Here is a 15,401-nt window from a genome sequence, read left to right on the forward strand (position 1 = left end):
GACACGCATGCGCTATCAGGTCGAACACCAAACCATTTATCGCTACGATGTGCCTGTGATTCAATCACAGCAATTACTGCATTTAATGCCCCGGCAAACCGCATTTCAGCAATGCGTTTCTTATACGCTGGCCTGTGAGCCGCAGCCGGCAGAACAGTCGCGGCGGCTGGATTTCTTCGGCAATCACAATGACTACTTCACGCTACTGACACCGCACCAGTCACTCGAAGTCACCTCCAGATTCCAGGTCGATATCCAGCCACGGCCAAAGATGGCTGAGCTTGTGCAAAGCCCACCCTGGGAGCAGGTGCAGACTTTGTTAAAAGATCAGGACACACACCACCTGGATGCTGCGCCCTATGTGTATGCCACCAGGCGCGTGACCTGTAGCGAAGCGCTGGCCAGTTTCGCCCTGAGCTGCTTTACCCCGCAGCGACCGTTGCTAGAAGCCGCCATGGCGCTGACGCAAAAAATTTATACCGAGTTTGAATTTGACCCACAAGCCACCGATGTCTCTACCCCGCTGGATACGGTGCTCAAAGGCCGCCGCGGTGTGTGCCAGGACTTTGCCCATCTGATGATAGGCGCGCTACGCTCTATCGGTTTGGCCTGCCGTTATGTCAGCGGTTATATCCTTACCCATCCACCCGCAGGCCAGCCGCGCCTGGTCGGCGCCGATGCATCGCACGCCTGGGTGTCTGTCTATTGCCCGGTCTATGGCTGGGTAGACTTTGATCCGACCAATAATTGTCTGGTCCAGCAAGAGCACATTACCGTGGCCTGGGGCCGCGATTTTGGTGATGTCTCACCTATGCGCGGCGTGGTGCTGGGCGGCGGTCAGCAACAACTCAAGGTCAGTGTCACCGTCACGCCGGTGGCCTACGCCGAGCAAGCGTGATATTCCTGTGATCCCACCTGCAAAGACGCGATAAAATAACGCTTTGTTCGCCTAACGGGTTTGCCAGTGATTAAAGCCGCAATTTTTGACATGGACGGTCTGCTGATCGATTCTGAACGTATCATCATGCAAGGTTGTATTGAAGCCGCCGCCAGCATAGGCATCACTTATACCGAGCAGCAATATGTGCAACTGGTGGGGCGGATCTGGTCAGACTCCAGCCGGATCATGGCAGAGCAACTCAACGGCGAACATCATATGCAGCAGGTGATTGCTGGCCTGAACACCTATCTTGATGCACGCAACCATGTATTCCCGCTCAAAACGGGTGTGCTTGAGCTATTACAGTTTTACCGTGACGCAGGCATCACCTGCAGTGTCGCTTCTTCTTCCCCCATCCCGCATATTACCCACCGTCTGAGCCATACGGGCGTGCTGGATTACTTTGACCACGTCACTAGTGGCCAGGAGGTGCAGCGCGGTAAGCCCAACCCGGACATCTACCTGCTGGCCCTGGAAAAACTGGGCTTGCAGGCGGACGAATGCATTGCGTTTGAAGACAGTGAGCTCGGCGCACAAGCCGCTATTGCCGCAGGCTTGCGCGTGATTGTGGTGCCTGATTTAAAACAACCGGGCGACCTGGTGCGGGCACAGGCGTTTCATGTCGTGGAAAGCTTGCTGCACTGGCATCAGCATCATGATGCGCTCATGGGCTGCGTGCCAAGCGCCGACATGGCTGAGTGACGTTCCTAAACTCGTTCTTTTGCCTGCAACAACCAGACTTGTTCTTGTGCCGGGCATTTGCCCTTAAGGCCACCCGCCAGCGGTACATCGGCCAACAGGCTTAATTTAAAGTCCTTGCCGTACAGTTGTTGCACTGCTTGGGCATCGACACTAAACGGTGGTCCGGCTTGCAGCGACTGGTCGTAGTCAAAACTCACCAGCATTTGTTTGGCGTGCGCGGTCAAGGCGGTCAAATGCTGACTGTAGCGTGGGCGCATGTCGGCGGGCAGGGCCACCAGTGCGGCGCGGTCATAGACCGCATCTACCTGATCTACTTGCGCCTGCTTCAATTGCGTCTGGCTGAGGGCAAAAAAGTCGCCATTAAACACAGTCAGTGGCCCGGCACGGTAACAGGTGATCGCCCCCATCTCGTCTACTTCTGGCGTCAGCGCCAGCTCTTGGAACAACGCTTTTACCGCGAGTGGGCTCAGTTCTATGCCCACCACTTGTAGTCCTTGGTCTAACAGCCAGGGGATATCCAGCGATTTTCCGCACAAGGGCACAAAAATACACTGCCAAGCCGTTAATGCCAGATGATGAAAGTGGCTGACCAGCAGCGGGTTGGCTTGGTCGAGATGAAAGCCAATTTGCTGGGTTTGCCAGCGACTGTGCCAGAATGCGTGATCCATACAAAATCCTTGGTCTAGGCGTCAAAGCCTGAGCGTAAAGAGCTTAAGTATAGATCAACTTGTGCGCGTCTGTTATTTCCCTGTGCGCTGACTCAATCTTGCCTGTTGCTCCAGCACGCCTTCTTCCACCCCGGCGGCCTCTGTTAGCTTGGCTACATTATCCCGGGTGAAAAAGCCATCAAAGCCGTCATAGCGTTGTACATATTCAATAATTAGCGAGGAGTGCTCCGAGGCATTGGAGAAAATCTGTTTCAGGCCTTCTTCCTTGGATCCAATCACATCGAGCAGAAAGCCTTTGCCCTGGCTGGCAATGGCATCGACGACAAATTCGATATTTTCCTTACCGTCCCGGGTGCCATCTTTGACTGATAAGGCGATATGGTGCAAGCGCGGGCCATAGTTACGCACAAAGGTCTCGGTCGGCGAGGGCAGTTTTTCCAGGTGGTTAACAAAATAAGGCGTATTGTTGGCGGTAAACACTTTGGCCGGGCTCTTGGTTTCTGGGAAACCATGCACGCTCTTGGTGACATTGGTGGAGGAGTTCTGATCCCAGATGTTATAGGCGCCCCAGAAAAAGTAGCTGGACCAGGACAGGTATTCGAGAATCGCCACCTCACGGTTTTGGCTATAAACGCGGGTGGCCAGGTGATCCACCGGCAAAATCAAATCGTCTATGCGCAGCTTGGCCTGCAGGTTTTTAGCCTCTTCATACGCGGCTTGCACATCGGCGCGGATGGTACTGATACCCAACGCATACACGCGTAATTCATCCGGCTCGCGTTTCATATAGCCAACGATATTATGCGTGTAGGGCGAAGGTTTGCTGATCGCCACATTGCCCGGCAATTCCAGTTTGCGCACTTCGTCCTGGGTAAAAAAGCGGAATTCGCGTTCTTCCTGTAACTTCACCACCTCGTGCATATTGGTGACGCGGATGATTTCACCCATGTAGCGGCTATTTGGTTTGCGCGCCCCAACAGGATAGATCTCGTTGAGTGCGCGGAAAATCCCCCTGAAGTTAGGGTCTTTCACCTCTCGGACCAGTAAATCCGGTGAGTCGAGGTCTATGCGCAGAATATGCGTCCAGTGCTTCTCACTCTCCAGTGTCACCAGATAATGGTAAGAGGTCATTAAAGACAGTTCGGCGATGTACTGGATCGAATGATCAGGGTCTACCGTAATCATCAGCGCATCGATTTCCTGAATCATGTCGGTCAGCCCGAGCTGGTCGCGCTCTTCGAGCAGCTTTTGCAAATACTCTTCAAAAAAGGCGGAGTTTTGTTTGTCGCCGTGGCGGGCAAAATCGAGAGAATTAATCATGAGGCTCCATCAATGCATCTAAAACCTGAAATAAGCAAGTGGCGTTCCTGCTGGGTGACGTTGGCTAAATATTGCGCACAATGGCTTGTGCTTGCGGCCCGTGCCCTGCACTTGCTGTGCGCGGGATATTTGAAAATGACACAGGGCAGCGATGGCTGCCCTGTTTTAGTGCTTGTCTGAGGTTCGCGTGGCCGCACATTAGCGGCCCTTGCCGCTCAGTGAACCCCGCTTGAGGATGGGATCGTCAAACGCGATGCAACGGCCGACACCCAAAAAGCTGGGCCGCATACCCAAGGGACAGCTATTACTCCGCTCAAATTGCTCGACTTTGACTTTGGCTTCCTCGGCTTTTTTGGCATCCTTAAACTCCCAGTAGCCATTGGCGTGCAGCACCACTTCATCGCCATTGGCGGTTTTGGCTTGAATATCATCTGCTTCTTCTTTGGCGGCAAACGCCACCGCCGGCAACAAGGCAATCAGTAACACACAGAGGGGCAGACGAGACATTTTTAATCCTTAAAACGATCTGGCTAGCATAGCGGGTGCGTGTAAAAAAGCCAAGTGTCTGACACTTGGCTAGATGTACAAAGTGATTAATTTGCCATGCCGTTGTGGCGTAACAACGCATCCATACTCGGCTCGCGACCTCTAAAGGCAACAAAAGACTCCATGGCCGGACGTGCGCCACCTTGTGCCAGCACCTCGTTTTTAAAGCGGCTGCCTGCCTCGGCAGACAACACGCCCAGCTCTTCAAATAGGCTATAGGCATCCGCAGATAGCACTTCTGCCCATTTGTAGCTGTAGTAGCCTGCGGCATAACCGCCTGCAAAAATATGGCTAAAGCTATTGGGGAAACGGTTCCATTTCGGCGGACGCAACACGGCCACTTCATCACGCACCTGTTCGAGCACGTCGAGTGCCGTCTGCTTGCCTGCCGGGTCAAAGCTGCTGTGCAAACGCATATCAAACAATGAAAACTCGATCTGGCGCACGGTTTGCATGCCGGCCTGGAAGTTTTTGGCGGCGACCATTTTGTCGAACAGTGCGCGCGGCAGTTGCTCGCCAGTATCGACATGCGCCGTCATATGGCGCAGCACGTCCCATTCCCAGCAGAAGTTTTCCATAAACTGGCTGGGGAGTTCGACCGCGTCCCATTCCACGCCCTTAATGCCGGAAACACTGTATTCCTCGACCTGGGTTAGCATGTGGTGCAGGCCGTGACCAAATTCATGGAACAGCGTGATCACTTCGTCATGGGTGAACAGCGCAGGTTTGTCGCCAACGGGTGCCGAGAAGTTACAGGTCAGGTAGGCAACCGGCAGCTCTATGCCATTAGCAATTTTGCGGCGGGTAATGCACTCATCCATCCAGGCGCCCCCGCGTTTGCCATGCCGCGCATACAAGTCCAGATAGAAATAGGCAATTGGCTGGCGCTGCTGGTCGCTGATCTCATAAAAACCCGCATCCTTATGCCATAACGGCGCATCGGTTTTGCGCACCTGCACGCCAAAAATGGTTTCCACCACTTTAAACAGGCCTGCCAGCACCTTGTCTTCGGGGAAGTATTGTTTGACTTCCTGATCTGAAAACGCGTATTTGTCCTGGCGCAGTTTTTCGCTGATGTAGGACACATCCCAGGCCTGCATGTCGCTAAAGCCCAGCTTTTCGGCATAGGCCTTGAGTTCGGCCATGTCTTTTTCGGCATAGGGTTTGGCCCGCTTGGCCAGGGTGTCCAGAAATTCAATCACCTGTGCTGGCGTATCTGCCATCTTGGTCGCCAGCGACAGTTCAGCATAGTTTTTAAAGCCTAACAGTTGCGCTTCTTCCTGCTTGAGTTTGAGCAGGTCAGCGATCAGGGCGGTGTTATCCCATTCGGGTTTACTGAATTCTGAGGCGCGCGTGGCATAGGCCCGATACAGCGTTTCACGCAGAGCGCGGTTGTCGCAGTATTGCATGACCGGCATGTAAGACGGGAAGTGCAGCGTAAACAGATAGCCGGTTTTCTCCTCGGCTTTTGCAGCTTCGGCAGCCGCTTGCAGCGCGTCTTCAGGCAAGCCCGTGAGCTCGGCTGTGTCTGTCACCAGATGCTTGAAGTCATTGGTGGTATCAAGGATATTTTCTTCAAACTTGCTGCCCAGTTTGGATAGTTGTTCGGCGATTTCCTTGAAGCGTACTTTTTCGGCTGGCGGCAGCTCGGCACCGCCCAGTTTGAAGCCACGCACTTCGTTGTCGATAATCTTGCGTTGTGCCCGGCTCAATTGTGCGTAACCCGCGCTGGCCTGGATGGCTTTGTATTTGGCGTACAGGCGCTCATCCTGTGACAGGTCGCTGTAAAAATCGGTCAGTTTGGCCAGGTTTTCGTTATAGGCTTCACGCAGTTCTGGCGTGTTGACCACGGCGTTCATGTGCCCGACCGGCCCCCAGCTGCGAGACAGTCTTTCCGAGTAGTCTTCAATCGGCTGCACAAAGTTTTGCCAGTCAGGCGTCTCGCTGGCAGTTGCCAGGCGCTCTACCAGGGCGCGGCCTTCTGCCAGTAACTGGTCAATGGCGGGTGAGACGTGCTCTGGACGGATATCGTTAAATTTGGGCAGGCCACTAAAAGCAAGTAATGGGTTGGTGCTCACAGCAAATCCTTTGTTGAATGCGATAGATGATAGAGGCGTATTATTCGCCAAATGTTCGCATTTGGCTCATTGTATATATTGATGATGGTGATGAGTTTTGTTTAATACAAGGGCATCCGTGCAGCGTTAGTGCACTTCGCCATTTAATTTTTTAATCAGCGGGTCAATTTTCTCCAGATCATTGAGCGACAGAATTTTTCTGGCTTGTTTGGCCAGCACGTTTTCTTCGCTCTGCAGGATTTGCGACTTCACGCTCAGGATATGCGCCGGATGCATAGATAGCTGGCGCATGCCCATGCCGACCAGCAAGCGCGTCAGTTTGATGTCACCCGCCATTTCGCCGCAGACAGAGACTGGCTTGTCATATTTGGCGGCGGCGGCAATCGTCATCTGGATCAAGCGCAAGACGGCTGGGTGCAAAGGATTATACAAATGGGCCACCGCATCGTCGGCACGGTCAATCGCCAGCGTATATTGAATCAGGTCATTGGTGCCTATGGACAAAAAGTCCAGCTCCTGCGCAAAGGCGTCAGCATTGATGGCGGCGGCCGGTACTTCGATCATGCCGCCGATAGGCACTTGCTCGTCAAACGGGATGCCTTGCTGGCGCAGCGATTCTTTGGCACGGGCGAACAGTAATTTGGTTTGTCGCAGTTCTGCCAGGTTGGACAGCATGGGAATCAGGATTTTCACCTGGCCATAGTGCGAGGCACGCAACAGGGCGCGGAATTGGCTGTGAAAAATATGCGGCTCGGCCAGGCAATAGCGCACGGCACGCAAGCCCAGCGCCGGGTTGATGGCCGTCACCACTTCATCCGGGTTCAGTTGCTTGTCGGCGCCAATATCCAGCGTGCGGATGGTGACCGGCTGGCCTTTCATGGCCTCCGCCACATGTTTGTAGGCTTCAAACTGCTCCTGCTCATCGGGCATTTCGGTGCGATTCATAAACAGGAACTCGGTCCGGTATAAGCCTACGCCGACGGCGCCCGAGGCTTTGGCGGCAACCACATCGTCCGGCACTTCAATATTGGCCAGCAAGTCAATCGCCACCCCATCCACGGTGACGGCTTTGGTGGTTTTAATCCGTTGCAGCTTTTGCTGGGCGAGTTGCCACTGGTTTTGTTTGAGTTGGTACTCCGCCAGCACCTCAGGGTCAGGATTGACGATGACCACACCCTCGCTGCCATCGACGATCATCAGTTCGCCGTCATTGATCAGGTCACGGGCGCGCTGCAAGGCGACGATGGACGGAATATTCAGGCTGCGGGCCAGAATCGCCGTATGCGACGTGACCCCGCCGACATCGGTGATAAAGGCTGCAAACTGGTGATGTTTGAACTGGATGGCATCTGCCGGGGAGACATCATGCGCCACCAGAATCATGGCGCGCTCTTGTCTGGCTTGCAGTTTTTTCTCGCTGGCGGCGAGTTGGTCGCGGCCCAACAAGACCTTGATTACACGCTCCACCACCTGCACCACGTCCTGCTTGCGCTCACGCAAATAGGCGTCTTCAATCGCGTCAAACTGGGCGACGATATCATCCATTTGCTGTTTAAGTGCCCATTCGGCGTTACACAGCTCATTGCGGATAATGGCTTTAGGCGCTTCTGACAATGATTTGTCAGTCAGCATGGCTAAGTGGGTATTGATAAAGGCACTCAGTTCAGCCGGGGCATTTTTGGGCAGTTGCGCTTTGAGTTGTTCCAGGTCGTGCTTGACCAGACCGATTGCGCGTTCAAAGCGGGCAATTTCCTCGTCGATGGCAGACGCCTCAATTTTGAAGTGCACGACTTCGAGCAGGGCATGCGAAATCAGGTGTGCATGGCCGATGGCAATGCCACTCGATACCCCGACGCCATGCATACTAAAGCTGGTCAATTATTCACCCTCGCCAAAATAGTCGTTAACCAGTGCTTCGAGTGCGGCCAGCGCCTGATCTTCATCCGGGCCGGTGGCTTCAATGTCAATGGTGCTGCCCTTGGCGGCGGCCAGCATCATCACGCCCATAATGCTTTTGGCATTGACTCGACGGCCATTCTTTTCCACCCAGACTTCGCTCTTGAACTGGCTGGCAGTTTGGGTGAATTTGGTGGAGGCGCGTGCGTGCAAGCCGAGTTTATTGATGATTTCTAAAGAAAGTTTGGCCATGGTTTATGTGGTTATTGTGCGTGATGACAAGTGGTTTTGGTAAAGTGGACAACGCCGTCGCGGCCACCGCTGAGGGCCTTCTGGATGCAGGAGTGCAAACCCTCGTGACGGTAGTTGAGCACGCGCACCAGCATGGGCAGGTTCACGCCAGCCACGCCCTCGGTCTCGTCTGGTGTCAGCAGTTTGGTGACGATATTGCAAGGGGTTGCGCCATAAATATCTGACAACACCAGCACCCCCTGGCCACTGTCCAGGCTTTGCACCAGTGCCTGCGCCTTGGGCAGTACCGTTGCCGGGTCATCATTTTTTGAAATTTCCAGATAATCCAGCTGTGCCGGGCGGTTGCCCATCACATGCGTGGCGCAGTCAATCAGGCTGGGTCCCAGGCTACCGTGCGCAATAATCAAAACACCAATCATAAATGTACTTTCAGAGTCTCGTTACGGGGTAGCGATCGCGGCGGCATCCAGTTCGCGGTGGCGAATCATGACTTGATGCTGTTGCTTGAAATACGCCCCCAATTGTTCCACCAGATAGACGGAACGGTGTTGCCCCCCGGTGCAGCCGATGCCTACGGTGACATAGCTGCGATGGTCGTGATAAAAGCTTGGTAGCCATTTTTCGATATAGTGCTGAATGTCTTGCTGCATTTCAAGCACCTGTGATTCATTTTGCAAAAACTGCTGTATCGGCGCCTGCGTGCCATTGTAGGGTCGCAAAATCGGATCGTAATGCGGGTTGGGCAGGCTGCGCACATCAAACACAAAGTCGGCATCGAGTGGAATGCCATGTTTAAAGCCAAACGAGATAAACGACAGCACCAGCGAATGCGAGCGGGCGGGCAAATAGCTTTGTTCAATTTGCAGCATCCAGTCCCGGGTGTGGTTGCGCAAGGCATTGGATGACAGGTTGCTGGTATCCACATGGTGGCCCAGATTATTCAGGCCAGACAGCAAGTCACGCTCATGTTTAATGCTCTCGGCCAGTGCTTGATCTGGCGTGCTGAGCGGGTGTTTGCGCCGGGTTTCAGAAAAGCGCTTGACCAGCGTCTCCAGGCTGGCATCCAGAAACAGCAGATGCGCGGCAATGCCCTGGCTCTTGAGGGTTTTCAGGATGTCGGGTAAAGACTCAATCGCAATGCTGCGGCTATCAATACTCACCGCCACTTTGGCCGCATCACGGTTGGCCACATGGCTCTGGATATGCGGCAGCAAGGTGGCAGGCAGGTTATCAATGCAGTAATAGCCGCTGTCTTCAAACACGCGCAAGGCAATGGTTTTACCCGAGCCGGAGAGCCCGGTCACAATCACCAGTTGCATGTGCTTAACCCTGTGGATGTCATCGTAATTTGCTTTCTCTGAGCATGATCTGTTTTTGCCGCTGTGTCAGTTGTTTGGTGGCATTGACACCACGCAACAGCAACATGTGATTGCGTACGGCGGCTTCTACCAGTACCGCAATGTTGCGCCCGGCCGCAATCGGGATAATCACCTTGCTGATCTCTACATCCAGCACTTGTTGCGTCTGCCGGTTGGCACTGAGCCGGTCCAGGTCCTGCGGCTTCAATTCGTCGGCCAGCTCCAGCTGTATCATCATATCCAGCGGTTTGGTTGGTTTGACTGCATTATCGCCATAGAGTGCGCGGATATTCAAAATGCCGAGACCGCGCACCTCCAGAAAGTCTTGCAACAGCTCCGGGCAGCGGCCTTCAATGCGTTCGGGCGAGACCCGGTAAAAATCCACAATATCATCTGCCACCAGCCGATGGCCCCGTGAAATCAGCTCTAGCGCCAGCTCGCTTTTACCAATCGCCGCACTGCCGGTAATCAGCACGCCAAAGCCTTGTACTTCCATAAACACGCCATGCAGGCTGGTGGTTTCTGCCGTCGCCACCGCCAGATAATGGCTGAGTAATTCCATCAGTTGCGGGCTGATCATGGGCGTCGTGAATAAGGGGGTTTGCGATTGTTGTGCGGCTTCCAGCATGACCGAGGGTACTTTTTCGCCATTGGCGACCACGACCATGGCCAGGTCGGTTGAAAACAGGTTGCTTACCGCCTGTTGCATGGCCAGGATGCTGAGCCCACCGAGGTAGTCCATTTCGGCACAGCCCAACACTTGCACCCGGTTGGGGTGCACAAAATTCAAATGCCCGACCAGTGCCAGTGAAGGCTTGGTCACAGTGCCTGAATTGAGAATTTTCTGACCGCCAGACTCGCCTGCTACCCATTTCAATTTGAGTTTACTGCGAATCTGCTTGTATAAATCGGCTACGGAGATTTGAGCCATAAGTTGTTAACGCATCAACAAAGTGTTGGACTCATTTTACAACTGAATTGATTCGGGTGGCGTGAAACGGCGTAAAAGTAGCGGGGGCGGGGTGAATTCTCTACCCGGTCGGGTAGAGAATGGCGTTAAGGCTTATGAGCTTAACTGGTGTTTCACAGCGCCACCGGATTTGTGGTGGTCGCCATTTTTTTCCTTGTGTTTCACGACCTGGCGGTCAAGTTTGTCGGTCAGCATGTCGATGGCACTGTACATGTTTTCGTCTGAGCAGGCGGCGTGTAAGTCGTTGCCTGGCACATGCAATGTCGCTTCAACCTTTTGGGCAAGCTTTTCAACAGACATGGTGACTTTGACATCAATCACATGATCAAAGTGATTGCTGATACGCGAGAACTTCGATGATACGTACTCACGCAGTGCTGGAGTGATTTCTAAATGGTGTCCTGTAAGTTGTAAATTCATGACAAACTCCTTGTTTTCGGAAAGGGTCTTATCAGGGTTTTGCTGGATCATTCAGCAAAACTTAGGGTAGATAAGACAGTTTCAGTTTACTCTTTTGAAAAACAGATGCAACCCGGAAGTGAGCGGGGTTTTTGATCTTCATCAGCGTTTATGCTGCTATTGTTAAGGCGTTGTCAGGGCGAGATGCTAACGCGCTTTTCTCAAGGTGAGGTTAATGCGTTGCGGGCCAATGAGCAGGTGCTGCCCAGGCTGGACTGGCGCCACGCCATGATAGAAGCGCCGGCTGGCGCCGCCCCAGACCACGACATCGCCATGCACCAGCGGGATTTTCACCGGCTTGTCCGTCCGCCTGGCGCCACCAAATAGAAACGTGGCGGGCAGGCCGAGCGACACTGACACAATCGGCTGCGTAAAATCCTGCTCATCTTTATCCTGATGCAAGCCCATTTTGCTGCCGGGAGCATACACGTTGATCAAACAGCTGTCGGGCACAAAGTCGGCATAGCCTGCCTGCTGCGCGGCGGTCGCAGCCAGCTGTAAAATCACCTCCGGCATTGCTGGCCAGGGTTGATGGTTGGCGGGGTCAGCCGCCTGGTAACCATAGCCAGCCGCACTGCCTACCCAGCCCCAATCACCCATGCTGCTGGTGCGCACTGACATCGGGTAACCCATGGGCGTCATCATCTGCCGGGGCGGATGGGCAGACAGATGCTGTGCCAGACAAGGCCAGAGCACTGGCATGCAGGGCAGTGCAAAGCCTGATAACCAGCAGGCACCCGTGGCCAGCATCACTTTAGAGGGGGTGTCTTGTGCAAATAAGTCCATGCATTCTTGCGGCAATTAGGGCATCCACACCAACGTGACATTTTTCTGTTTTGCCAGCCGCTGCATGTGGGGAATGGCGCGCTCCAGTTGCAACAGGTAGTCTGCAGCCGATTCCTGATGAAATCCCATGACCATGACGGCAGGGGCCTGGTTCAATAAAGCTTCAAACAGGCGCAACAGTTGTTGCGTGTTGGTGTAATCCGCCAGGGCGGCGTTATCCGGGTATTCCATCAATTGATAAGACAAAGCATACGGTTGTTCCAGCGGTGTGCTGCCCGCATGCAGCTGTTGCAATCCCTTGATCAGGGGACTGTCGCTGGGCCAGCGCGTGGTCAGCAAGCGCGCATCAATGCGCGAGCTATCCCAATAAAAGCCATTCGCAACCAGTGCGGCTTGCAACTTGGGCCCCAGTTGCCAGGCGCCGGCGCGGAAATGCCGGGGACGGTTAAAGCCGTTTTGCACCATCAAATCACTGCTGCAATGTACTAGCCGCGTCAGCTCGGTCTCGCTGTAAGCAAACTCCAGGCTAACTGAGTGACCGCAACTGGCCTGTCTGCAATGTTCATCACGGCCAGAAATCGAGGGCGTGGCCTGATAGGTGAGCCCGCAATACTCAACCAATGTGCGCATGGGGTGCAGATGCAATCCCACCGTGTCCTGCGGTAAAAACGTGCTGCGAATCAGGCTGCCTACCTGGGCGCGATGGACCCCAGGCTGGATAAAATAGACCGGATTGACCAAATGCAACATCGGAATGTCTGGAAACTGCTGCCGAAAGCGTTGCATGGCCTGTAGATGGTCTTCATCCAGCGAAAAGCCTTCCCAATCGACGGTGATCCAGAGTTGCATGGTGTCCGCCGCCATGGCGGCGGATGTCAGCAGTAATGCCAGTCCCAGCAACAGTCTCTGGATCACGATGCGCATCTTAGCCTCGCATGAGCTTCTCGTGGGTTAGTCCTGGGGACACTTGATGGTATGGTTCACAATGTTTCCATCCACCAGATGGATCGTTTCCTCGCCCAGGCGGCATTTATTGTCGGCGTCCATGGTCCAGGCATTTTTATAGGTTTGTTTATAACGCGTATTGTCCCAAGACCAGTGCGTCTCACTCCCTGCCGCTGCATCGCCGTCGGTTTCGCCCAGTTTTTGGTAGCCATCAAATTTTTTGTCTAATACGGCCACCTTGATTGCGGCAGGGGTATGCCAAATGAGCTTGGCCGCCGCCCCTCTCATTTGAAACAACCATACCGGGCAAGCGGCCTCACGGCACAGGCAAGCATGTGCTGGTTTCACCAAATAAGCTTTTGCCGTTTTGCTCAGGCGTACCACTTGCGTTTCCAGTAAAGCGGCAGGCTTGGATTCCCCGCAACTAGCACTATTGGCCACCGACGGCTCTTGCGCCAGCAAAGTCATGATGGCCGAAGGCATTTTTGCCGGTTGCCTGAATGGCTCTTTGGTGACGAAACTTTCCTCTGCATGTGCGCAAAGCGTCACAAACCAGAGAAAACACAAACTGAATACTGAAATACGTGATGTCATGAAAATAAACCTTTAGTTAAGGGGCAGACTGCTTGCGATAGCAGGCCGGCATCTTACCCGATTAAATCTTGCCGCATTTAATCGGTTGCTTAAGACTTGCGGGTGCGCCCCATCTATATCGGCAGAGTCGCACGGAGTCAACGACGGCTCATCAGCGTTACCGCCTACTGCCTGATTCACCGCACCCGCTTGCAGATTGTAGGCGATTTTGCACGCCGCAGCCATGTGAAGCGATAGCGTATAATCTTGCCTATGTTTTTGTCCATCCGCCAGATACTTGCCCATCAGGGCTATGCATTCCCCAAGTTGCTTGCCTACCGCATCCTCATGGTGCTGTCGTACCAGATGATGATGGTTGCCATTGGCTGGCATATTTACGAGTTGACACACGATCCCTGGTCCTTGGGGCTGGTCGGCCTGGCAGAAGTGATCCCTTACATGGGTAGCGCACTGTTTGCGGGGCATGCGGTGGATCATTACTTCTCGCGCCGCGGTTTTGCCGCCGTGTCGGCTTTTTTTCTGGCGGTGAACGCCGGGTTACTGGTGATGATTACGCAGCAACAGCCCGCCCATACTGCCTGGTGGATCTATGGCACGGTCTGCCTGACCGGCTTTGCCCGCGCCTTGATCTCTCCCAGCTATAACACGTTATTTGCCCTGATTATCCCGCGTGCCTCCATCGCCAAGGCCTCTGGCATCGGCAGCTCCATGTTTCAGATTGGGCTCATTGTCGGCCCCGCCATCGGCGGTTTGCTGATTGGGTTTGCTGACAAATCTATCGCTTATGGGCTGTCTGCACTGCTGGCACTGGCCGCCTGTGTGGCTGCGCTGGCCTTGCGCGTGACCGAGCACCATAGCCACGAGCCAATGAAAGTCTTTGCCAGCATTGCTGAAGGATTGCGCTTTGTCCGCCGTACGCAAGTGGTGCTTGCCGCGCAACTGCTCGACATGTTCGCCGTGCTATTTGGCGGTGCTGTCGCCATGCTGCCTGCCTTTGTGCACGATATCTACCAGATGGGCCCCGAAGGCCTGGGGTTATTACGTGCCGCACCCGCACTGGGCGCCATTGTGTCCGGCGTCTGGCTCGCCAAACATCCGATTCATGAGCACAGTGGCCGCTGGCTACTGTTTGCCGTGGCCGGTTTTGGTGCGTGCATGATTGCATTTGGCTTGTGTACCAATTTTGAATTAGCCATGCTGATCCTGGCCATCTCCGGCATGATGGACGGCGTCTCGGTGGTGTTACGGCAAACCATTCTGCAACTGGCCACGCCCGATGGCATGCGCGGCCGCGTCTCGGCCATCAACGGCATTTTTATCGGTTCTTCCAATGAGCTAGGTGCGTTCGAGTCCGGGCTCACCGCCAGACTCATGGGGTTGGTGCCCTCGGTGGTGTTTGGGGGCTGCATGACGCTGGCAGTGGTAGGGGTGACGGCGTTCAAGGCGCCAAAACTGCGAGATCTGCACCTTTCGCAGTTGCACTGATTGTGGTGTCTACGCCATGCGCGATCTCGAAGCCTTGTTTCAAGCCCTGCAACGCTCAGATTTCCGTGCCCGCTTCAAACTCAACGCCAAAGACCAGCACTATTTGCAACAAAAAGGGTTGGCGGTGGTGCTAGACCATGCAGAAAAATTTATTGCCGAGCGGCTGGCCCCGGCTACTCCGGCCAATGACGGTCAGCAAACGCCAATGCGCGGACATCCGGTGTTTGTCGCGCAACATGCTACCGCCACATGTTGCCGGGGATGTTTATCCAAATGGCACCAGATTCCTGCCGGCCGAGCGCTGACCCTGGAGGAACAGGCGTATCTGGTGGTGGTGATTGAGCATTGGCTGGCGGCAAACTTACAGCAAGCTTAATTTGGCACCGTCTTTGCGAACATTCG

17 protein-coding genes are annotated in these 15,401 nt (G+C 54.3%); 4 read left to right on the forward strand and 13 right to left on the reverse strand.

Annotation, left to right across the window (positions count from 1 at the left end):
* Window positions 1-7 precede the first annotated feature (7 nt).
* Together Q9292_RS03770 and Q9292_RS03775 are read left to right on the forward strand one after the other, a co-directional pair.
* Window positions 8-898, forward strand: a complete 891-nt coding sequence (locus Q9292_RS03770) for a transglutaminase family protein (protein ID WP_313984927.1) — start codon at window positions 8-10, stop codon at window positions 896-898.
* A 66-nt stretch (window positions 899-964) separates the two neighbouring features.
* On the forward strand, window positions 965-1,642 hold the full coding sequence (locus tag Q9292_RS03775; RefSeq protein ID WP_313984929.1) for an HAD family phosphatase: 678 nt from the start codon (window positions 965-967) through the stop codon (window positions 1,640-1,642).
* Between the two features lie 5 nt (window positions 1,643-1,647).
* Here the strand turns inward: Q9292_RS03775 and tmpT are convergent, their stop codons facing one another.
* The 13 genes from tmpT to Q9292_RS03840 all read right to left on the reverse strand — a co-directional run bounded on the left by tmpT (window position 1,648) and on the right by Q9292_RS03840 (window position 13,514).
* Window positions 1,648-2,310, reverse strand: coding sequence for a thiopurine S-methyltransferase (gene tmpT / locus Q9292_RS03780; RefSeq protein WP_313984932.1), 663 nt, complete (start codon window positions 2,308-2,310; stop codon window positions 1,648-1,650).
* A gap of 72 nt (window positions 2,311-2,382) precedes the next feature.
* Window positions 2,383-3,630, reverse strand: coding sequence for a hypothetical protein (locus tag Q9292_RS03785; RefSeq protein WP_313984935.1), 1,248 nt, complete (start codon window positions 3,628-3,630; stop codon window positions 2,383-2,385).
* A 198-nt stretch (window positions 3,631-3,828) separates the two neighbouring features.
* Window positions 3,829-4,137 (reverse strand): hypothetical protein, encoded by a 309-nt coding sequence (locus Q9292_RS03790; RefSeq protein ID WP_313984937.1) that lies wholly within the window; start codon window positions 4,135-4,137, stop codon window positions 3,829-3,831.
* 86 nt (window positions 4,138-4,223) lie between these two features.
* Window positions 4,224-6,254, reverse strand: coding sequence for a M3 family metallopeptidase (locus Q9292_RS03795; protein WP_313984939.1), 2,031 nt, complete (start codon window positions 6,252-6,254; stop codon window positions 4,224-4,226).
* A gap of 126 nt (window positions 6,255-6,380) precedes the next feature.
* Window positions 6,381-8,132, reverse strand: coding sequence for a phosphoenolpyruvate--protein phosphotransferase (gene ptsP, locus Q9292_RS03800; protein ID WP_313984942.1), 1,752 nt, complete (start codon window positions 8,130-8,132; stop codon window positions 6,381-6,383).
* Window positions 8,133-8,402: an HPr family phosphocarrier protein gene (locus Q9292_RS03805; protein ID WP_275357897.1), complete on the reverse strand. Its 270-nt coding sequence runs from the start codon at window positions 8,400-8,402 to the stop codon at window positions 8,133-8,135. It abuts the gene before it with no gap.
* Window positions 8,403-8,413: 11 nt separating this feature from the next.
* Complete coding sequence (locus tag Q9292_RS03810) at window positions 8,414-8,821, reverse strand: PTS sugar transporter subunit IIA (RefSeq protein ID WP_194748958.1); 408 nt, start codon at window positions 8,819-8,821, stop codon at window positions 8,414-8,416.
* 21 nt (window positions 8,822-8,842) lie between these two features.
* A complete protein-coding gene (gene rapZ / locus Q9292_RS03815) occupies window positions 8,843-9,721 on the reverse strand; it encodes an RNase adapter RapZ (RefSeq protein ID WP_313984953.1) in 879 nt (292 codons plus the stop codon).
* Between the two features lie 19 nt (window positions 9,722-9,740).
* Window positions 9,741-10,691 (reverse strand): HPr(Ser) kinase/phosphatase, encoded by a 951-nt coding sequence (gene hprK, locus Q9292_RS03820; RefSeq protein WP_194748956.1) that lies wholly within the window; start codon window positions 10,689-10,691, stop codon window positions 9,741-9,743.
* 132 nt (window positions 10,692-10,823) lie between these two features.
* A complete protein-coding gene (gene hpf, locus Q9292_RS03825) occupies window positions 10,824-11,150 on the reverse strand; it encodes a ribosome hibernation-promoting factor, HPF/YfiA family (protein WP_194748955.1) in 327 nt (108 codons plus the stop codon).
* Window positions 11,151-11,336: 186 nt separating this feature from the next.
* Window positions 11,337-11,975: a DNA oxidative demethylase AlkB gene (gene alkB, locus Q9292_RS03830; RefSeq protein ID WP_313984957.1), complete on the reverse strand. Its 639-nt coding sequence runs from the start codon at window positions 11,973-11,975 to the stop codon at window positions 11,337-11,339.
* A 15-nt stretch (window positions 11,976-11,990) separates the two neighbouring features.
* A complete protein-coding gene (locus Q9292_RS03835) occupies window positions 11,991-12,899 on the reverse strand; it encodes a hypothetical protein (protein ID WP_313984959.1) in 909 nt (302 codons plus the stop codon).
* A 27-nt stretch (window positions 12,900-12,926) separates the two neighbouring features.
* Window positions 12,927-13,514, reverse strand: a complete 588-nt coding sequence (locus Q9292_RS03840) for a hypothetical protein (protein ID WP_313984962.1) — start codon at window positions 13,512-13,514, stop codon at window positions 12,927-12,929.
* A gap of 252 nt (window positions 13,515-13,766) precedes the next feature.
* Between Q9292_RS03840 and Q9292_RS03845 the strand changes: the two genes are divergently transcribed.
* Together Q9292_RS03845 and Q9292_RS03850 are read left to right on the forward strand one after the other, a co-directional pair.
* Window positions 13,767-14,999 (forward strand): MFS transporter, encoded by a 1,233-nt coding sequence (locus Q9292_RS03845; protein WP_313985794.1) that lies wholly within the window; start codon window positions 13,767-13,769, stop codon window positions 14,997-14,999.
* A gap of 16 nt (window positions 15,000-15,015) precedes the next feature.
* Complete coding sequence (locus tag Q9292_RS03850) at window positions 15,016-15,375, forward strand: DUF4186 domain-containing protein (protein ID WP_313984964.1); 360 nt, start codon at window positions 15,016-15,018, stop codon at window positions 15,373-15,375.
* Window positions 15,376-15,401: the final 26 nt, after the last annotated feature.

Origin of the sequence: Methylophilus sp. VKM B-3414 (assembly GCF_032248435.1) — a bacterium.
GTDB lineage: Bacteria > Pseudomonadota > Gammaproteobacteria > Burkholderiales > Methylophilaceae > Methylophilus > Methylophilus glucosoxydans.